Source organism: Arsukibacterium tuosuense (genome assembly GCF_900215315.1).
Lineage (GTDB): Bacteria > Pseudomonadota > Gammaproteobacteria > Enterobacterales > Alteromonadaceae > Alishewanella > Alishewanella tuosuense.
The window spans coordinates 138,200-156,620 of the sequence record NZ_OBEB01000001.1 but is presented as its reverse complement, the minus strand read 5'-3'; the positions used below and the strand labels follow the sequence as shown (position 1 = coordinate 156,620).

At 46.7% G+C, this 18,421-nt stretch carries 17 protein-coding genes and 2 tRNA genes; 11 read left to right on the top strand and 8 right to left on the bottom strand.

Translation table 11 applies throughout. From position 1 onward, the window contains the following. The first annotated feature begins 22 nt into the window (after nucleotides 1–22). Entirely contained in the window at nucleotides 23–1,363 is a 1,341-nt protein-coding gene (locus tag CRO03_RS00690) for a DNA recombination protein RmuC (RefSeq protein ID WP_097109664.1), read from the top strand. Between the two features lie 6 nt (nucleotides 1,364–1,369). Here CRO03_RS00690 and CRO03_RS00685 read toward each other — a convergent pair whose 3' ends face one another. From CRO03_RS00685 to CRO03_RS00670, 4 genes are all read right to left on the bottom strand, one after another. Then, nucleotides 1,370–2,407, bottom strand: a complete 1,038-nt coding sequence (locus CRO03_RS00685; protein ID WP_097109663.1) for a glycosyltransferase family protein — start codon at nucleotides 2,405–2,407, stop codon at nucleotides 1,370–1,372. Between the two features lie 16 nt (nucleotides 2,408–2,423). Continuing rightward, nucleotides 2,424–2,960, bottom strand: coding sequence for a phosphatase PAP2 family protein (locus CRO03_RS00680; RefSeq protein ID WP_097109662.1), 537 nt, complete (start codon nucleotides 2,958–2,960; stop codon nucleotides 2,424–2,426). Nucleotides 2,961–3,096: 136 nt separating this feature from the next. Further along, nucleotides 3,097–4,569 carry a protein adenylyltransferase SelO gene (locus CRO03_RS00675; RefSeq protein WP_212682306.1) on the bottom strand — a complete coding sequence of 491 codons (1,473 nt, stop codon included), beginning with the start codon at nucleotides 4,567–4,569 and terminating at the stop codon, nucleotides 3,097–3,099. A 100-nt stretch (nucleotides 4,570–4,669) separates the two neighbouring features. Then, complete coding sequence (locus tag CRO03_RS00670; protein WP_097109661.1) at nucleotides 4,670–5,110, bottom strand: helix-hairpin-helix domain-containing protein; 441 nt, start codon at nucleotides 5,108–5,110, stop codon at nucleotides 4,670–4,672. Nucleotides 5,111–5,393: 283 nt separating this feature from the next. Between CRO03_RS00670 and CRO03_RS00665 the strand changes: the two genes are divergently transcribed. After that, a complete protein-coding gene (locus CRO03_RS00665; RefSeq protein ID WP_212682305.1) occupies nucleotides 5,394–5,600 on the top strand; it encodes an AsnC family protein in 207 nt (68 codons plus the stop codon). Nucleotides 5,601–6,032: 432 nt separating this feature from the next. On the opposite strand, the gene CRO03_RS00660 is transcribed toward CRO03_RS00665, so the two are convergent. Both CRO03_RS00660 and CRO03_RS00655 read right to left on the bottom strand, forming a co-directional pair. Further along, nucleotides 6,033–6,109: transfer RNA gene (locus CRO03_RS00660), tRNA-Met, on the bottom strand. A 151-nt stretch (nucleotides 6,110–6,260) separates the two neighbouring features. Further along, nucleotides 6,261–6,337: transfer RNA gene (locus CRO03_RS00655), tRNA-Met, on the bottom strand. A gap of 206 nt (nucleotides 6,338–6,543) precedes the next feature. On the opposite strand from CRO03_RS00655, the gene rlmKL reads away from it, so the two are divergent. The 5 genes from rlmKL to rmf all read left to right on the top strand — a co-directional run bounded on the left by rlmKL (nucleotide 6,544) and on the right by rmf (nucleotide 13,262). Beyond that, nucleotides 6,544–8,673, top strand: coding sequence for a bifunctional 23S rRNA (guanine(2069)-N(7))-methyltransferase RlmK/23S rRNA (guanine(2445)-N(2))-methyltransferase RlmL (rlmKL, locus tag CRO03_RS00650; RefSeq protein WP_097109660.1), 2,130 nt, complete (start codon nucleotides 6,544–6,546; stop codon nucleotides 8,671–8,673). Beyond that, nucleotides 8,673–8,903: a glutaredoxin family protein gene (locus tag CRO03_RS00645; RefSeq protein WP_097109659.1), complete on the top strand. Its 231-nt coding sequence runs from the start codon at nucleotides 8,673–8,675 to the stop codon at nucleotides 8,901–8,903. The genes rlmKL and CRO03_RS00645 overlap by 1 nt, the downstream gene beginning before the upstream one ends. A gap of 29 nt (nucleotides 8,904–8,932) precedes the next feature. After that, nucleotides 8,933–10,870, top strand: a complete 1,938-nt coding sequence (gene uup / locus CRO03_RS00640; protein ID WP_097109658.1) for an ATP-binding cassette ATPase Uup — start codon at nucleotides 8,933–8,935, stop codon at nucleotides 10,868–10,870. Between the two features lie 49 nt (nucleotides 10,871–10,919). Then, nucleotides 10,920–12,761, top strand: coding sequence for a DUF3466 family protein (locus tag CRO03_RS00635; protein WP_097109657.1), 1,842 nt, complete (start codon nucleotides 10,920–10,922; stop codon nucleotides 12,759–12,761). Between the two features lie 318 nt (nucleotides 12,762–13,079). Continuing rightward, nucleotides 13,080–13,262, top strand: a complete 183-nt coding sequence (gene rmf / locus CRO03_RS00630) for a ribosome modulation factor (protein ID WP_019674311.1) — start codon at nucleotides 13,080–13,082, stop codon at nucleotides 13,260–13,262. 83 nt (nucleotides 13,263–13,345) lie between these two features. Here the strand turns inward: rmf and fabA are convergent, their stop codons facing one another. Next, nucleotides 13,346–13,858: a bifunctional 3-hydroxydecanoyl-ACP dehydratase/trans-2-decenoyl-ACP isomerase gene (fabA, locus tag CRO03_RS00625; RefSeq protein WP_097109656.1), complete on the bottom strand. Its 513-nt coding sequence runs from the start codon at nucleotides 13,856–13,858 to the stop codon at nucleotides 13,346–13,348. 153 nt (nucleotides 13,859–14,011) lie between these two features. Between fabA and CRO03_RS00620 the strand changes: the two genes are divergently transcribed. The 3 genes from CRO03_RS00620 (at nucleotide 14,012) to CRO03_RS00610 (ending at nucleotide 15,985) form a co-directional block, all read left to right on the top strand. Next, a complete protein-coding gene (locus CRO03_RS00620) occupies nucleotides 14,012–14,269 on the top strand; it encodes a hypothetical protein (protein ID WP_097110336.1) in 258 nt (85 codons plus the stop codon). An 83-nt stretch (nucleotides 14,270–14,352) separates the two neighbouring features. Further along, nucleotides 14,353–15,210, top strand: a complete 858-nt coding sequence (locus CRO03_RS00615) for a 6-carboxytetrahydropterin synthase (protein ID WP_097109655.1) — start codon at nucleotides 14,353–14,355, stop codon at nucleotides 15,208–15,210. Nucleotides 15,211–15,241: 31 nt separating this feature from the next. Then, the gene (locus CRO03_RS00610) at nucleotides 15,242–15,985 is read left to right on the top strand and encodes a M23 family metallopeptidase (RefSeq protein ID WP_245861366.1); all 744 of its coding nucleotides are present in this window, start codon (nucleotides 15,242–15,244) and stop codon (nucleotides 15,983–15,985) included. Here CRO03_RS00610 and CRO03_RS00605 read toward each other — a convergent pair. Further along, nucleotides 15,936–17,768 carry a M61 family metallopeptidase gene (locus CRO03_RS00605; protein WP_097109653.1) on the bottom strand — a complete coding sequence of 611 codons (1,833 nt, stop codon included), beginning with the start codon at nucleotides 17,766–17,768 and terminating at the stop codon, nucleotides 15,936–15,938. The two genes, CRO03_RS00610 and CRO03_RS00605, sit on opposite strands and share 50 nt — an antisense overlap. 163 nt (nucleotides 17,769–17,931) lie before the next feature. On the opposite strand from CRO03_RS00605, the gene CRO03_RS00600 reads away from it, so the two are divergent. After that, the gene (locus tag CRO03_RS00600; protein WP_097109652.1) at nucleotides 17,932–18,348 is read left to right on the top strand and encodes an acyl-CoA thioesterase; all 417 of its coding nucleotides are present in this window, start codon (nucleotides 17,932–17,934) and stop codon (nucleotides 18,346–18,348) included. The last annotated feature ends 73 nt before the right edge of the window (nucleotides 18,349–18,421 follow it).

The window sequence follows — 18,421 nt, the reverse complement described above, 5'->3', positions numbered from 1 at the left end:
TATTATTCAGGGCTGCTTATTTATGAATTTTCAATTTACGCCTGTTACTGCTGCATTGTTAGCTATGGCGTTTGTTTTACTATTGTTGTTAACGGTACTGGCGAATAAGCAGCGACGACAGCGTGAGCTGCAGTTAAATTTGGCGAAAAGTGATAACCAAAGCCAGTTATGGCAGCAACACTATCAGCAGTTGCAGCAACAGCATCATCAGCTGCAACAACAGCACCAGCAGTTGGCGGTAGAACATGCCAGATTAGGCAGCACCTTACAGGAAAAGCAACGCCATTTTGAAGAGCAGTTACAGCTTTTACAGCAGAATAAAGCGGTGTTAAAGCAAGAGTTTGAATTGCTTGCAAATGACATTCTGGAGCGCAAAGGCGAGGTGTTTAAAAGCCAAAACCAGGAAAGTATGCGCCAGCTGCTAACACCGTTGCAGCAGGATATGCAGGGTTTCAGACAAAAGGTCGAGATGCTGCATACTGAGGAAACTAAGCAACGCTCTGAACTTAAAACAGAATTAAAGCAGCTGCAGGCACTTAACCAGCAAATTACCACCGAAGCGAGCCAATTGAGCAAAGCCTTGCAGGGTGAACGTAAAGTGCAGGGTAACTGGGGCGAGTTGATGCTGGAAAATGTGCTGGATAACAGTGGCCTTCGTGCTGGTAAAGATTATCAGCGGGAAGCCAGTTTTAATACCGACAACGGCTGGCAGCGGCCAGATGTTGTAATTTACCTGCCACAGGATAAGCATTTAATTATTGATGCTAAAACATCACTGTCAGCCTATACCCGTTATGTTAATGCTGAAGATGACGCTAGCCGGTTGCTTGCCTTAAAAGCACATATTGCTGCGGTAAAAGACCGGATAACCGAATTAGCAGACAAAAACTATTACCAGATAGCGGGGCTGAATTCTCCGGAAGTGGTTTTTATGTTTATTCCGATAGAGTCGGCCTATGTAGCGGCATTACAACATGACAGCCAGCTGTTCCAGCAAGCACTGGAACGCAATATTCTAGTGACCACCCCAACGACGTTACTTACCAGCCTGAATATTGTTCGTCAGTTGTGGCGCTTCGAGGATCAGAACAAGCACACGGCTGAACTGGCTAATCGGGCAGAAAAGTTTTATCAGAAATTGAAAACTTTTCTGGACAGTATGCAGGGTGTCGGTAAGCAATTAGACAAAGCGCGTGAGAGTTACGACAAAGCTCTGGGGCAATTGGTAACAGGCAAAGGTAACCTGATAAAACAGGCCGCCGAATTCAAGGATTTGGGCGTCGCTGTGAAAACGGAATTAGATCAGGAGTTGGTGGAGCGGGCCAGACTTGAACTGGATACCAGCAGTCATACCAGTGATTAGCCAGAGCTAGTTTGGTTGCTGCCAGATTGCAGCCGCCAGTTCAGATACTGGTGTCGTACATCCTTGCTTTAACCAGCTGGCGATTGCCGACGCAGGGTCGGGTAATGGGTAAGGTTCTGCAGCCGGTTTATACAGCCAGTTTAATAGTGGTTCAGGCGTAAATTGATTAAATTGGTCCGCTTTACCCATTTTAACCAACGTGTAGGTATTGTAAGCCTGCTCAATCTGGCCTTGCAGCGGTTTAACCAGTAACTTCTTGCCGGCAATCATTGCTTCACTGCACAATCCAAAACCACTATTACAAATAACACCGCTACATTGCTGCAGATCGACAGGGAATGCAGTACGACTAAGCGGTAATATCGTAACATTTTCTTCTGTACGCAGCTCATTTACGTGGGCATAAAGTTTAAACTGCCAGCTGGGACATTGTTTTAACCAGTTAATTACCCGGCGGGTTTGCTCAAAGGGCAAGTACACCAGAATAAATGGTGGCTGGTTGTTACTCTTTGCTGTTTGCTGCGCTGCTACAACAGAAGTAAGTAGTGGTGGCAGTAAGTCAGGAAACGCAGGCTGCCAGTGCACGCCTAGCAGATGTGTTGCCGGGGCAAAGCAGGAAATTGCAGTTTTCAGCCAACTTGCCGACTGCTTACCGGCCAGTGGATACCTTAGCGAATATTGTCTGGCCAGGCCTACTGATAGTTTTCCCTGACGCTTTGCTGCCCAGGCAGAAACCGGCTCAAAGTCCGTCAGGACGAGATCATAGCTGCTTAAATTTAACTGGCTAACATCACGATAAAATTGCCAAGGCTGCAATTTGCTTAGTGTCTTTAACTTTTGAACTTTACCGTTGGCGGTTGAAAACGTAAAGCCATTTGCCCAGCGATAATCGCCAAACATGTCCATATCAAACAATTGTTGCTTTGGCCGGCCACTGAATAAAAAATCAACTGCAATACCCTGTTGTTGCAATGCGGGTAACAATGCCCGGGCCCGGGTGATATGACCGTTACCGGTAGCCTGTACGCCGTAAAGTATTTTCATTAACGATTAGCTGCAATCATAGGGTGGCAAAGCCACTGTTAAGAACGATTAACGCAATCACACTGCCAAGAGCGGCACCTGCCAGGATGTCAGTCGGGTAATGCACACCCAGTAAAACTCTGGACAAGCCAATGCCAGACGCCATTAAAAGATAATAACCGGTATATTCGGGATAATACGCAGCCAGAAGCCAGGCAAACATAAAAGCGGCGGCGGTATGGCCAGAGGGGAAACTAAAACGGTCTGATGGTCTTATCCCCGGCGCCCAGCCATGATGCAAAGGGCCTTTGGGCCTTTCACGTTGAATGGCATTTTTCAGTAACAGATAAAGTGGTAGTTCGATAGCAAACGCCAGCAGAGCATGTTGCATAAACTGGCCGCCGCGATTGTGATCAAATTGCCATAACAATATGGCGATAATGAGATACAAAGGCCCGTCACCACAGCGGGATAAACCCAGACTCAGCTTTTTTACCGATGGCAGCTGGCCAATAAGATTAACCTGAAAAAACAACCTGGTATCGAGTAAAGTCAGTTTTTGCAGTGTATTCATCAGTCTTATCTCTGGCGAAACCTGCTGCCATTACAGGCTTTAAAGATGACATCACCATGAAAATAAAATGAAACATTTATGACTATCAGCGCCGTAACAGGCATTCTGGCGCCATTTTAACCTGCAAATAACAGTATTAAGTACCACAAAACGTCTGGTTTACCCGTTCAGCAGCAGTTGCAGGCTGGCTGAAAGCCAGATGCTCTGGTTTACTGACAAAAGGATGCTGCCAGGCGTGTTTAAGGTCGTTAAATAAACTAAGGTCGCCATGCTCAGTTGCCTGATTAATGGCTTGCTGTATCAGATGATTACGCGGGATCAGTGCCGGATTTACTTGTTGCATTGCCTTTACCCTTTGCGTATTCGTTAAGCTCTGTTCACTTGTGCGCACTTGCCAGGTTTGCAGCCAGCTTTGCCAGCTGGACTTATTGTTGAACAGCTCTCCTGCACTTGCCGGATCCTGCTGACTAAGTTGACTGAAAAACTGACTATAATCGACTTTATCCTGCTGCAATAATTGCAGCAAACCCGTGACAAGTTGATCGTCATCTTGCGCCGGATTAGTGAGCCCCAGCTTAGCAGCCATTCTTTGCCGGTAATTCAGATGATATAACTGGCTGAAGTTTTCCAGCGCCGCAGTAGCCAACTGGATAGCTTCAGCTTGCTCAGTATTCAGTAACGGCAGCATTGCTTCAGCCAAACGGGTCAAGTTCCACTGTGCTACAGCGGGCTGGTTGCCAAATGCATAGCGGCCACGCCGGTCAATAGCGCTGAACACGGTTTTTTCATCATAAGCTTCCATAAACGCACAGGGGCCGTAATCGATAGTTTCGCCACTGATAGTCATGTTATCGGTATTCATCACGCCGTGAATAAAGCCAAGGCTCATCCAGTGGGCAACTGTGGCGGCCTGGGCAGCAATAATGGCGTCCAGTAACGCCAGATAAGGTTGTGATTGCGTAACACAGTGCGGGTAGTGGCGGGCAATAACATAATCGGTAAATTCTGTAAGTAACTCAGGGTCGTTTAAGGAGGCGACATACTGAAAAGTACCAATCCTGATATGGCTTTTAGCAACCCGGCATAAGATAGCGCCGGGTTGGGGTTCATCCCGATATACTGTTTCGCCGGTACTCACCGCCGCAAGCGCCCGGGTGGTCGGCACGCCCAGCGCATGCATAGCTTCACTTACCAGATATTCACGGATCACCGGCCCCAATGGTGAGCGGCCATCTCCACCACGCGAAAAGGGAGTAGGACCAGCACCTTTTAATTGCAAATCATACCGCTGACCGCCGCAGCTGATTATTTCAGCAAGTAACAAGGCGCGGCCATCACCTAACCGTGGTACATAATTGGCAAACTGATGGCCGGCATAAGCCATCGCCAGCGGCTGACACCAGTCAGGCAAGTTGTTACCAGAAAATAACTGTAACCCCGCTTCAGTTGCCCTATATTGCTCAGGTAAACCCAGGTCATCAGCGAGTGGTTGATTAAAAGCCAGCCATTCTGGCGCCGAAACAACCGTAGGCTGACAAGCTGTGAATAGCGAGGCAGGTAACTGCTGATAACTGTGTTCAACGATAAAAGGAGTAATAGTGGCAGACATTGCAGACTCAATTGTAGCGGTAGTATGTGTCTACTTTACCTGTCATCGATATACTTGCAAAGGACAGCGTGCTAATGGTTAGCTTTTTGCCGCTTCCTTGTCATACCTGAATTGGCTTTGACTGGTTTTCCTTCAGCTTTGTTTTTCTTGGTTTCTTTTCTGGCCTCTTGCTTGGCTTCTTTTTTGGATTTTTTTTAGCCTTTTTGCTCAGCTTATCAGCCACCGCTATTGCAGCCTTTTTAGTGGTTTTCTTGTCGCTGTTCCGATCTTTTTTCTTTGACTTAGCTGCACCGGCATTCTTATCTTTTTTCACTTTCGGCTTGGTCACCGGCAATTGTTTGGGAAGTGGGGTATGCAAAAGTGCTGCTGCGGCGGCAGTTAACTCTGCAGCAATTCGCGGTGAAACGCCACGAATGCTGATTAATGTAGCTTCCTTAGCCGCGGCCAGAGCTTCAACGGAGTTGATACCCAAGTCTTTAAGTTGCTTAGCTCTAACTTCACCTACGCCACGAACATCCATAATTACAGCTTTAACAGACATACATTATCCTTGATAGAAAAATTACCCATCCAGAGAAATAACTTAAGAGATAAAGTTTTATTCACCTGGTAACAGTATTAATAACTCTAGTACAGCAGACGTTATTAACAATAGCTGCGGTAACTAAAGCTAAGTTTGCGGGCGTTCTGTAGTTGCCCACGCTCAATGTCCTGCTTTATGTCACCCGTTAAACAGGCCGAGTTGCAAATTCCTTTAGAACGCTATTAACCAGGCATTGATTGAGGCTATTGAAAGTAGCCAAAATGCGCGGGTGGAAACGCCGGTGAAAACGCGGGTAGAAATGCCAGCAAAAACGCCGGTGCAAATATTACAATTACTACAGCGCCAACCAGAATTATCGATGAGTGAAATTGCAGCCTTGCTGGGTAAATCTACCAGCACGATTGAGTGTGCCATTGCCAAACTTAAACAACAGCATAAATTGGTGTTTGAAGGGCCTAAAAAAGCAGGGCGCTGGCGGGTACTATAAATTTCAGGCACAAAAAACCAGCACTTGGCTGGTTAAAATGTTGGTTGCGGCAGCCGGATTTGTCGACCTTCGCCCCGCGGTTATAGAGAGGAACCCAAGGGCGATTCACTAAACCATATGTAAAACTTAATTGGTTGCGGGAGCCCTGATCTTGGTGAAAAGTGAACCGACGACCTTCGGGTTACCCGAAATTCAGATACAAAAAAACCAGCACATGGCTGGTTAAAATGTTGGTTGCGGGAGCCCTGATCTTGGTGAAAAGTGAACCGACGACCTTCGGGTTACCCGAAATTCAGATACAAAAAAACCGACTATAAAGTCGGCTAATTTGGTTGCGGGAGCCGGATTTGTCGACCTTCGCCCCGCGGTTATAAAGGGGAGCCCGAGGGTGAATAACAGACACAAAAAAACCGACTATAAAGTCGGCTAATTTGGTTGCGGGAGCCGGATTTGAACCGACGACCTTCGGGTTATGAGCCCGACGAGCTACCAGGCTGCTCCATCCCGCGTCCGTGTATTATCCCTGAGCAGTAGAGATAATAAGCTGTTTTGCAATGTCGTGTTGTGTTGGTTGCGGCAGCAGGATTTAGACCTTCGCCCCGTGGTTATAAAGAGGAGCCCGAGGGCGCTTTTCTATAATCACTTTTACACAATCAATTTTGGTTGCGGGAGCCGGATTTGAACCGACGACCTTCGGGTTATGAGCCCGACGAGCTACCAGACTGCTCCATCCCGCGTCCGTCATTGCGGGGCGCATCTTAGTGTTTTTAACAGGGCTATGCAAGATGTTAATCGCTTTATTTTTGCTTAATTAGCCTGACTGCTGGTTAAAGCAGCGCTCTGCAGCATTAAGCAGCAATAATAGCTGCTATTACAATTCTTCAACCGTGTTTAAAGTACATTCTGTTATACTGTCGGCCATTTTATTTGAAGGTTGGGTGTTATGCTGGAATTCTGGGCTTTAACGTCAAAAGGCGTCGAAGAGCTGTTGGCTGATGAAATACGACATCATCAGGGCGAAGTTATCAAAGTATCTATGGGTGTGGTGCGGTTTAAAGCGGAGCTAAGCAGTGCTTATCAGCTTTGTTTATGGTCGCGCCTGGCTACCCGGATCATGCGCCTTATTCAGTCGGAGCCGGTAACAGCAGACTCAGATTTATATCAGATAGCCCGTAAAATTGACTGGCCGCAACTGATGACTATTCGCCAGACGCTGGCGGTCGATTGTGTGGGTAAACATGCCACTATTGATAACAGTCAGTTTGGTGGCATGCGCTTAAAAGATGCCATTGTTGACCAGTTCCGGGAAGAAACCGGTCAGCGGCCAGATGTTGACCGCTTAAACCCGGATATGCGCTTTCAGGTGCGGCTGGAAAAAAACTACTTTCACTTTTTGCAGGATTTCTCTGGCCCATCATTACATCAGCGGGGTTACAGGGCAGGCCAGGGCGAAGCACCGTTAAAAGAACACTTAGCCGCGGCGTTATTAAAGCGTTCAGGCTGGACGCCGGATAAACCATTATTTGACCCGTTCTGCGGCAGCGGCACCATAGTAATTGAGGCGGCACTGATTGCCTTAAATAAAGCCCCGGGTTTAAACCGGGAACGCTTTGCTTTTGAAGGCTGGCCTGGCCATAGGGCCAGTGTCTGGCAGCAGCTAAAAGAGGCCGCTAAAGCCGAAGAACGTAGCTTAGCGCCACAAATTATCTGTTATGGCAGCGATACCGATGAACGCGCCCTGGCAAAAGCGCGCCAGAATATCGCCCGGGCCGGGGTCGCAGACTATGTAAAAGTTGATTACGCCGATGCAACTGAATTAACAGGCAGCGTTGCGTTAACACCAGGCGTGATTGTTACCAACCCACCTTATGGCGAGCGGCTCGGTGATTTACCCAGTTTAATTCCGTTGTACAGCAAATTCTCGCTGGCGTTAAAGCAGCATTACCAGGGGTGGCGCCTGGCAATAATTACCTCTAATGCTGATTTATTGCGCTCGCTACGCCTATCAAAAAGCAAAACCTATAAATTCACCAATGGCCCGTTGGACTGTGAATTTACCCTGTTTGAGCTCACCGAAAAACAGGTTGCCGTTAGTTCAGATGCGCCATCATTATTCTTTAATGAAAGCAGCTCCTTTGGTAATCGCCTGGCAAAAAATCTGAAGCAATTGCAAAAGTGGGCCAAGCGGGAGGGAATAAGCTGCTACCGCATATATGATGCTGATATTCCGGAATATAACGTGGCGGTTGATTGGTACGATGGTGAAGTGGTAGTGCATGAATATGCTGCGCCAGCCACGGTTGACGAGCAGATTGCCCAGAAGCGCTTATTTGATGTGGTTAATCAGGTGCCATCGGTACTTGGCATCAGCTCAGATAAGATGATCTTAAAAGTGCGGGAAAAACAAAAAGGCACTAAGCAGTATCAGGCGATGGCCAAAGCAGGGCAATATAAAGAAGTTGTGGAATACGGTGCTAAGTTTCTGGTGAATTTGCGCGATTATCTGGATACCGGCTTGTTCTTAGACCACCGCTTAACCCGGCGGATGATTCAGCAGCAGGCCAAAGATAAAACCGTGCTTAACTTATTTGCATACACCGGCACTGCCTCGGTGCACGCAGCTATTGGTGGTGCTAAAGCAGTTACCACAGTTGATATGTCTAATACTTATTTAGATTGGGCCAAACGCAACTTTACCTTAAATGGTTTGCTGGTTAGCGGCCCGCAGGCTAAGCAGTATCAGTTTGAACAAGCTGACTGTTTGCAGTGGCTGGCTCGGTGTCGTGAGCAATTCGATTTGATTTTTGTTGACCCGCCAACTTTTTCTAATTCAAAACGGATGGAAGATAACTGGGATGTGCAACGGGATCATGTCAAATTGCTTAACATGTTGATTGGCCGCTTAAACCCGGGTGGCAAAGTGGTTTTTTCCAATAACAAACGTCGTTTTAAAATTGATAAAACAGCACTGGAAGAGGCGGGCTGGCAGGTGAATGATATTTCTGCTGCTACCTTACCAGAAGACTTTAAACGTAACCCGAATATTCATGTTTGTTTTGAGTTAAGCCGCTAATGACGCAGTACACTTTATATAGTACCTGGGGCTGCCATTTATGTGAGCAAGCTGAAGCGTTACTGACAGAAGCAGGCTTAGCGGTTCAGGTGGTTGATATTATAGATGACGAGCAGTTATTGCAGCAGTTCCGGCTGCATATACCGGTGCTGGCTGCCGGAGACAAACTGCTGTATTGGCCGTTTGACAAAACCACTGTGGCAAGTTGGCTACAGGACAATGTTGGTTAAAAGTATTAAGTGTTAAGGGATACAAATTAGTGGAATTATTACGTTTTCAGCAGGCTTGTTTAGCCTTTGGTACCAATCCGATTTTGGATCATGTTGATTTTAGCCTGTTTAGTGGCGAGCGGGTTTGTCTGGTTGGCCGTAATGGTGCCGGTAAATCGTCATTTTTAAAATTGCTGACCGGTCAGCAAAATCTGGATGATGGCCAGGTAGTTGTAAACTCAGGGGTGGTGCTAAGCCGCCTGGAACAAGACCCTCCGGCTAAAATGCAAACCAAAATTGCTGATTTTATCCGGGAAGGCGCAGGTGATCTGGCTGACAAACTACAACAGTTCTATACCTTATCAGAAAATCTGGATGGGGCAGGTGATGCTGAATATCGCCTGTTCGAACAGTTACAAAATGAAATGGATACCCGTGATGGTTGGTCCTTAGAAGCCAGGGTTAGTGATATTTGTCAGCAGTTTGAAATGGACCCGGATGCCAGTTTGGCAACATTATCGGGTGGCTGGCTGCGCAAAGCTGCTTTGGCCAGAGCACTGATAGCCAAGCCAGATATTTTACTGCTGGATGAGCCTACTAACCACCTGGATTTAGCAGCAATTCAGTGGCTTGAACAGTTTTTACTGAATTTTAACGGTGCTATTATTTTTATCTCGCACGACCGGGCATTTATCCGGGCGCTGGCGACCCGGATTGTTGACTTAGATCGCGGCGAACTTACCTCTCATCCCGGCAATTATCAGGAATACCTCGACCGTAAGCAAAAAATGCTGGAGGACGAGCAAAAGCACAATGCGTTGTTTGATAAACGGTTAGCCGAAGAAGAAGTGTGGATCCGCCAGGGGATCAAAGCCCGGCGTACCCGTAATGAAGGGCGGGTCAGGGCACTAAAAGCATTGCGACAAGAGCGGGCTGCCCGGCTGGAACAACAAGGCAAAGTCGATTTTAACATCGAGCAGGCTAATCGCTCTGGCAAACTGGTGTTTGAAGGTAAAGGAATTAGCCTGGCTTTTAATGGCAAGCCGGTAATGGATAAGCTGGATTTACTGGTAATGCGTGGCGACCGTATCGCTCTGGTGGGGCCGAACGGTGTGGGCAAGTCTAGTTTAATTAAAGTATTATTGAATGATTATCAGGTTGACAGTGGTGAAGTGAAACGCGGTACCAATCTGGAAGTGGCTTATTTTGATCAGCACCGGATAGCACTCGATTTAGAAGCGACCGTGCAGGATAACGTGGCTGACGGCAAGCAGGAAGTGCAGCATAATGGCCAGAGCCGGCATGTATTAAGTTACCTGCAGGATTTTCTGTTTGCGCCGGCCAGGGCTCGTACCCCGGTAAAAGCGCTGTCAGGTGGTGAGAAAAACCGGTTATTGCTGGCTAAATTATTTGCCAGACCCAGTAATTTATTGATCCTCGATGAGCCGACTAACGATTTAGATGTGGAAACCCTCGAGTTGCTGGAAGACATTTTACAGCAATATCAAGGCACGGTATTACTGGTCAGTCACGACAGGGAATTTGTAAATAACACGGTCACCAGCTCACTGTTGTTTGCCGGCAATGGCCGGATCATTGAAATTGCCGGCGGTTATGATGATGTAACTGCCTATCAGGCCAGACAAGCGACTAAAGCTAAAGTCACGTCGGAGAAAACAGTTGCAGCTAGTCAGTCAGTAGCTGCTGAAATGCCAACTGAACCTGCAGATAAGCCGTTAGTTAACGCTTTAGTTAATAATCCGAAGAAGTTATCATATAAAGAGAAACGTGAACTCGAACTGTTACCTCAGCAGATTGAACAGCTTGACGCTGAGCTAAGCGCTTTGCAGTTACAGGTTAACGATCCTGAATTCTTCAAACAAAATGCCGCCGACAGTCAACAGACGTTGAACCTATTGCAGCAAACTGAGTCGAAGTTGGCGCTGGCATATGCGCGCTGGGAACAATTAGAAGCATTAAATTCATAGTATTTTATAAGTACAGTAGACGTACATCAGAAGTACATTAGGGGCTTGAATGAAATTATCTCGAATCAGTTTGGCGGTATTGCCACTGCTAACTGCATTTTCCACTGCGGCTGCCGTATATCAGGTAGCAGAGCTTGAACCGAATACTATTTCCACGGCGACTTTTGCTGCGGCGTTAAATGACCAGGGTAATGCTGTGACTACCGGTCAGGGTTTTATTCAGTGGCAGTTGCGGGATCAACAAGGTTCAAGGCGCACTGCTGTTAATTTTATTAATTTTCCACTTGATGTCAGTACCATTAATTTTGAAAGTGAAACGATTACCGGTATTCTGACTCCTGAACAGATAGAAGATGCCAAGTTAGGCATTTATGATGCTAATGTCTTAAATACTCTGGCAGTGTTGCTTGGCGCCAATCCAAACCTCAGAAATCAACCTGTAGGCCGGGCAGTCGCTATTTCTCAGCCTAATTCCAGTCCACCTGCCGTAATACCTATGCGTGATTTAGATCAACTTCGCTCTAATAGTGAATATGTTTACGATTTAAATGAGCAAGGTATTGTTGTAGGTATTGCCACTGCTCCCTATAGTAAGCAGCAATTTACTCCGGCGCCGGATCCAGAGGATGAGGATGCTGAAACACCGGAGACCTTTACGGTTTGGCAACCAGAAGCCGGGTTTCAGTATGGCGTGGCAGTGTCTGACACTGGCCCGGTAAATCTGTTACCGCCTTATACTGAATTGGGAGGTGGTTTTAGTCGGGCGTTTTCGATTAATAACCAGGGACTGATTGCCGGTTCTGGCTCGATAGGTCTGGATGAAGAGTCTTATGAACAGATTGAAGACGGTTGTGATGGCGTTGATGAGCCAGTAGTAGCGTGTCTGAATGCCAGACAGCAGTCAGGTGTTTACACACTGGCTGGGCTACTTGCTGATGTCAGAAATTTTGAAACCTTCTTTTCTTACAGAGATGGTTATCAGGAAAGGGCAATGCTGTGGCAACTTCAGCCTGATGGCAGTGCTTCAATCAGTCAGACTTACGGCTTTTTGGGTGAGAAGGGAACCGGTGGGGCTTATGTTCCGGAAAATGAGCATCCTGAAGTATCCTATTACAGTGCCGCTACAGCGGTAAATGATAACGGCATTGCAGTCGGTCATTCTTTATATACTGATGGTGACAGAGTTCTCCGGTTACGTGACCAGTTTAGAGAATATACCCGGATCTATGCAGCTCCCCATGCAACATTGTTCCGAGGCGAACAAGTAAGTGGTATTGTTGACCCGGCAGAATGGCTGGCTAGTACTGCTGTCGCTATTAACAACAGCGATATTGCAACGGGTTATGCGATGAAAACGATTAACGGAGTGAAACGGAATAAATTCTTTTATTACGATGTCGCCGCTGATGACGTCGTTTTTCCAAACGATTTTTTTGCCAGTTCAACGTCAATACCCACTGCGATTAATGACAATGGCCAGATTGTTGGTCGGGCTGAAATTATCATCGGTGGTACCACCGACCGTCGTCAACACGGTTTTGTTTATGACATTGCCAGTGATACATTTCAGGATTTAAATGCCTTGGTTGGCTGCAATGCAGATTTTACCGTGGTAGATGCCAATGCCATTAATAATAATGGTGAAATCCTCGCAACAGTGATACAAGTTTTACCACAGCTTGATGCCAAGGGTGAGCCAGTTCTGGACGATAGTGGTAACCCGCTGATGACTGAGCAGGCAAAAGCGGTGAAGTTGCTGCCAGTTGCCAATGGTGAACCGGACAACTGCAATACCGATCAGGATACTTATGAGCGAAATGCAGGTGGTTTAGGAAGTGTCGGCCTGATATTACTAGCAGGCTTTGGTTTGTTATTTCGCCGCCGGCGTTAACGACCCGGGATTTTAAATCCGCTGTTAATAAGCTGCTTCGGCAGCTTTTTTTATGGCCATTTCTGATACGTACAAAAGTTATCAAAAAAAATTTTTAAGCGTAATAAAATATAAATAAAAATGTCTTTAAAAGGCAAACAACTTCAGTTCCTTAGCTTTTGTCAAGCAGTATATCTGTTAATTTCGTTTGAACCTTACCGCGCTGTCAGCTATCAATTAATAAGTACGTTGTTGCCGTTTACCGACTTGCTGAGTCAGGCTCGCTTAAGACAACAAGTGTACTTTTAACCAATAAAAAATGTTGAGGAAGACTGCCGTATGAAAAGACAAAAACGTGATCGTCTGGAACGTGCTCATGCTCAAGGTTATCGTGCCGGTGTAACCGGACGCTCCAAAGAAATTTGTCCCTATCAAAATTTAGATGCCCGCTCACAATGGCTCGGAGGTTGGCGGGAAGCAATGGAAGACCGGAATGTCGGTTTATTTAACAAAGGCCTTTAATTGGATTCAGTAGACAATCTTAACGATTAGAAAAACAAACCCCGCTCGTTCTGCGGGGTTTGTTTTAAGTATGGTTCAACATATCAGAAACTTGATGTATCCTGAAATAAGCCGACTTTTAAATCGGTTGCCGCATAGATATCACGGCCATCAACACTGACCACACCGTCGCCAATACCCATAAACAGTTTACGTTTTATCACTCTTTTCATATTAATGGTGTACGTAACTTTTTTCGCAGTTGGCAATATCTGGCCAGTGAATTTCACTTCACCGACGCCAAGCGCTCTGCCTTTGCCGGGGCCACCACACCAGCCCAGAAAAAAACCAACCAGTTGCCACATCGCATCCAAACCCAGGCATCCAGGCATTACCGGATCGCCTTTAAAGTGGCAGGCAAAGAACCAAAGTTCAGGAGTAATGTCCAGTTCTGCAATAATCTGGCCTTTACCGTACAGGCCACCTTCTTCAGAAATATGAACGATACGGTCCATCATTAACATGTTGTCAGATGGTAACTGACTGTTACCTTCGCCGAATAAATCACCGTTTGCGCAGGCGATTAAATCTTCTTTTGTAAAGCTATTCTTAGTCATGTATGTTTAACCCATTATAATTGCTGCGCCACTTTAGCGAACACTTGTACGCCAGACAAGTCCGATTTGTCGGTTCGCCGTTATTTTAATCAAGTCTGTTAATAGTAGGCGGGCAGTGTTCACCTGACAAATAATTAAGTAATGAGTATAGCTATGAACAGTGACAATAAGCGGGCACTGAGTAATGCCGAAAAACAGCAACGATACCGGCAGCGTCAGCAAGCGTCAGGTAAGAAAGAGCTACGGGGATATTTGACACCGGAAGCGTTAAGTTGTTATCAGGAAATTCAGGAAAAAACCCAGTGGAACGATAGCACGCTGCTAAGTAATGCCATCCGTCTGATGTATGCAGCCCATAAATGTGGCCAGATTGGCATTCTGAATAGCTGGTTAACTGAACATAAGCGCTAAAAGCTGCGGCTTTACCCTTACTGCCAAAGCGCTGAACGGGTATACTGAGCACTAGCTGCAACTGCCTTAGACTGGACCATCTGATGATCTTATTTGTAAATTCTTTAACCGTCATTGATTTTTCTTATCTGGACCTGCAACGGGGCATGGTGGGAGAGAGTTATATTGTTGACGTTGAACTGCATGGCAGTTTAGACGATACCGCCATGGTATTTGATTTTTCCAAAGTTAAAAAAGTGATTAAGCAGGCAATAGATCAGTCGGTGGACCACAAGCTTGCCTTGCCATCGGACTGTGATGCGCTGACCCTGAAAGATGACTCAACTTGCAGCATGGTAAATTACAAAAGTTTGCGCGGCACGATAAGTCTGGCCTCACCCGCAGAGGCTTTTGCCTGTATACCGACCAAGCAGATTAATGAGCAAAGTGTTGCTCATTATCTTGAACAACTGATAAAACCTTTGTTACCTGATAATGTCGACGCTCTGAAGATAGCATTGCGGCCTGAAGCCAGTACCGGGTTTTATTATCATTACAGTCATGGCTTAAAAAAGCACGATGGAAACTGCCAGCGCATTGCCCATGGTCATCGCTCGACTATTCAAATCTATACGGATGGCATGCTATCACCGCGCTTAAATAAAATGTGGAGTGAGCGTTGGCAAGATAGTTACCTTGGCAGTGAAGCTGATTTATGTGACGCCGCAGCACTCCAGCTCCTGAACGCTGAGGAAGATGCATATTGTTTCCGGTATAAAGCAACTCAAGGTTGGTTTGAATTGGTCATTCCTCGCAGTCACTGTGACATTGTACCTTGTGATACCACAGTTGAGTGTCTGGCAGACTTTATTGCCAGTGAATTAAAAACGCTTGATAACTCTAAAACTTATAAGGTTGTGGCTTATGAAGGGGTGGCAAAAGGGGCTATTGCTCAGCGCTAGTCTGTTTGCAGCATTAAATGCATCAGGGGCTATGAACGTGACTCTTGATGGCAAGCTGACTCAGGGTAGTCTGATCCGGGGGCAGGCCCCGGCAGAAGCGAAAATACTGTTTAACGGAGAGCCGTTAAGTGTTGCTGAAGACGGCCGGTTCGTATTTGGTATTGGCCGCGATGCCAGTTTAGCGCATCAACTGACAATCATCACTGCTGATGGCAAGCAGCAAGTTTTGCCTCTGACTTTCAGCAGCCGTGAATATGATATTCAGCGAATTACCGGCGTTGCACAAAAATACGTGACACCACCTGCCGATGTAACTGAACGCATACAGAACGACAACCGGAAAGTAAGTTCCGTTCGTAAAACATTAACAGCAAAGACTGCAATTTTTGCAGCGCCAATACGTCCGGCTGAAGGGCGTATATCCGGTGTGTACGGTAGTCAGCGGGTGTTCAATGGTGAGCCTCGTAACCCCCATTACGGTCTTGATATCGCCGCACCCGTTGGCGCGCCCGTGCTGGCACCTTGGGATGGGGAAGTGCTGCTGGCAGAAGACCTGTATTATTCGGGTCTGACTTTAATTATTGACCATGGTATGGGTGTTACTTCAACGCTTTTGCACTTACATGCGATTGATGTGAAAGTAGGCCAACACATTCGCCAGGGTGACAAAGTTGCGGAAGTAGGGGCTACCGGTCGGGTAACCGGGCCCCATCTGGATTGGCGGATTAACTGGTTCCAGGAGCGGTTGGATCCGCAATTACTGTTGGCAGAGTAGCGATATTACGTTGCAACCAGCGGCTGGCCTTATCGTTGTCAGTAAACTGCAAACAGGCTATTTTCGCTGGTGCAACCTGAAGAGGTAGCTGCAATGTCAGCAAGCGATCTTTGCGGTAAATCGTAAGCATCTGCTCAGTCCCTGCTGCTGCCCGACGTAACAGCTGTGGCAGGCTTTGTTCTGTTATTTTTAACCCTGCCAGCGCCAGCAACTGATCGCCCACCATTAAGCCAGCCTGATGTGCAGCACCGCCATCTATTATCTGGGTAATAGTTAATAAACCTTGTTGCACCTTTACACCCGCGGCCAGGCTTGCGGGAAAAGCTATACTATCGCTGTTGTCGCCAGAGCCGCTCAAATCGTTATGGTCAATTGCCGGCCGGAAGTTAAGCGTCAGTCCAAGTTGCGATGCCGCATGCTGTATCGGTAGCGGCTTGCTCTGGGTTACCCAGTCACGGGCCGAATCAGCCAGTTCGGCAAACCCCAGGGCGCTCAGGCTGTCAAACACGCTGTGCTCATCAGTACCACTAGCCAGATAGTGCTGGTACATATAGTGACAAAGACTTTGCAACGAGCTTCCTTGCTGGCGCATAGCACCTTCCAGACATAAGGCCAGCAAAGCGCCTTTTGCGTAATAACTGACTACAGCATTTATTGCATTCTCATCTTGTTTATAAAACTTGGTCCAGGCATTAAAACTACTGTCTTCGAGGCTTTGCAGGCTATCGGACGGACTTCGGGTTACCCGGCTGATGAGTTTCTCCAGCACCAGCAAATAACGATCAGGACTGATTAAACCACCTTGTACCAGGGCTAAGTCATCAAAGTATGAGGTGAAACCTTCATATACCCACAACTGTTTGCTGTATTGTTCCGCTGCCAGCTGATACGGCTTAAACTCTGCGGGCATTAAACGTTTTACCCACCAGGTATGAAAGTACTCATGACTACACAGCCCGAGTAGTTGCTGATAGTTGTCATCGGGTTGCTGACTGTTCGCGGCGGGTAAATCATAACGATTACATAGCAGCAAGGTCGAAAACTTATGTTCCAGGCCGCCATAGCCTTGCTCGGTTACCCAGAGTAAAAACCAGTATTGGTCCAAATCCGCCGGCAGGCCACCGAAGACATTGCGTTGTTGTTGGCAAATTTGCTGTAAGTCTGTAGCAAGTCGTGAAAAATCGGCAAGATTATTGCCGGTAACCACTAAATAATGTGGCATGCCATCAACCATAAATTGTTGCAGGTTAAAAACGCCGGCCAGCAGTGGACTATCAACTAAACTGGCATAGTCAGCAGCCTGGTATGCACCGAACCCCAGCTCCAACGTGCCATCAACCGGGGTTAACGCTGTCGCAACCCGCCAGCTTTCTGCGGCAGCAGACTGTGGTTTGGCTAGAGTAATCTGTTGCGGCAGTGAATTTAAGTTGCTGACGCCTAAGCATAATGCTGCAGGATTTAATACTGCTAATTCATCATCAACATAAGCGGCCCGAACCGACAAATCATAAGCATAAACCTGATAGATAACGGTTACTGGTTGCTGCCGGCATGTCAGTTGCCAGCTCTGTTTATCAAGTTGCTGTAAAGTAAGCGAACCGGTTGCATCAAACGCTGAAATTGTCAGCAGATGTTTGGCAAAGTCGCGGATCATGTAACTGCCTGGGATCCAGGCTGGCATGCTTAACAGGTGAATATTCTGGCACGGCACAAAGTTTAAGGTGACTTCAATCCGATGAGCGGTAACATCTTGTATTTCTAATTGATAACTAACTCGGTTCATTAAGGTCTCATTGCAATAATCTAATTAAATGGCTGGTGATTAACTGTTTATTCTGGCAGAGAAAATACCGATGATTTGTTAAGGCCTGTTATAATAACGGGCATTCTGCTGCATTCTGCGTCAGAGATATTATTTATATTTTCATTTAAAAGGTGAATAGCTTATGTCAAACACTGCACCCAGTGAAGCCCTTATCGCCAAAAGAACCGCGCATGCCGTTACCCGGGTAACTAAAACGGTTTTTCCGGGCCGGACAAATCATCACAATACCTTATTTGGCGGAGAGGCCTTAGCCTGGATGGATGAAGCGGCGTTTATTGCCGCAACCCGTTTTTGTCGCAAGCCACTGGTCACTGTTTGTTCTGACCGGGTTGACTTTAAAGAGTCAATTCCTGCAGGTACTATTATCGAACTGGTTGCCAGAATTGAACAGGTAGGGCGGACCAGTATCAAAGTTCACGTCGATATCTTTGTTGAAAATATGTATAACGACGATCAGCATAAGGCAATTTCCGGTAATTTCACTTTTGTTGCTTTAGATGCAGATCGCAAACCCACTCCGGTACTGGCTGATTTCTGAACGTTGACAGTTTAAGACTATCTGAAGTGTAATTGCGATTAATGTCTGCTGAAATCAGTTCAAGCGGCAAGGA

What these genes read in the sequence shown, in the direction of transcription:
- CRO03_RS00690 (WP_097109664.1), top strand. Translation starts at nt 23, where the DNA reads ATGAATTTTCAATTTACGCCTGTTACTGCTGCATTGTTAGCTATGGCG.
- fabA (WP_097109656.1), bottom strand. Translation starts at nt 13,858, where the DNA reads ATGACTAAGAATAGCTTTACAAAAGAAGATTTAATCGCCTGCGCAAAC.
- CRO03_RS00685 (WP_097109663.1), bottom strand. Translation starts at nt 2,407, where the DNA reads ATGAAAATACTTTACGGCGTACAGGCTACCGGTAACGGTCATATCACC.
- rmf (WP_019674311.1), top strand. Translation starts at nt 13,080, where the DNA reads ATGAAAAGACAAAAACGTGATCGTCTGGAACGTGCTCATGCTCAAGGT.
- CRO03_RS00600 (WP_097109652.1), top strand. Translation starts at nt 17,932, where the DNA reads ATGTCAAACACTGCACCCAGTGAAGCCCTTATCGCCAAAAGAACCGCG.
- CRO03_RS00670 (WP_097109661.1), bottom strand. Translation starts at nt 5,110, where the DNA reads ATGTCTGTTAAAGCTGTAATTATGGATGTTCGTGGCGTAGGTGAAGTT.
- CRO03_RS00635 (WP_097109657.1), top strand. Translation starts at nt 10,920, where the DNA reads ATGAAATTATCTCGAATCAGTTTGGCGGTATTGCCACTGCTAACTGCA.
- CRO03_RS00645 (WP_097109659.1), top strand. Translation starts at nt 8,673, where the DNA reads ATGACGCAGTACACTTTATATAGTACCTGGGGCTGCCATTTATGTGAG.
- CRO03_RS00610 (WP_245861366.1), top strand. Translation starts at nt 15,242, where the DNA reads ATGAACGTGACTCTTGATGGCAAGCTGACTCAGGGTAGTCTGATCCGG.
- CRO03_RS00620 (WP_097110336.1), top strand. Translation starts at nt 14,012, where the DNA reads ATGAACAGTGACAATAAGCGGGCACTGAGTAATGCCGAAAAACAGCAA.
- rlmKL (WP_097109660.1), top strand. Translation starts at nt 6,544, where the DNA reads ATGCTGGAATTCTGGGCTTTAACGTCAAAAGGCGTCGAAGAGCTGTTG.
- CRO03_RS00675 (WP_212682306.1), bottom strand. Translation starts at nt 4,569, where the DNA reads ATGTCTGCCACTATTACTCCTTTTATCGTTGAACACAGTTATCAGCAG.
- CRO03_RS00605 (WP_097109653.1), bottom strand. Translation starts at nt 17,768, where the DNA reads ATGAACCGAGTTAGTTATCAATTAGAAATACAAGATGTTACCGCTCAT.
- CRO03_RS00615 (WP_097109655.1), top strand. Translation starts at nt 14,353, where the DNA reads ATGATCTTATTTGTAAATTCTTTAACCGTCATTGATTTTTCTTATCTG.
- CRO03_RS00680 (WP_097109662.1), bottom strand. Translation starts at nt 2,960, where the DNA reads ATGAATACACTGCAAAAACTGACTTTACTCGATACCAGGTTGTTTTTT.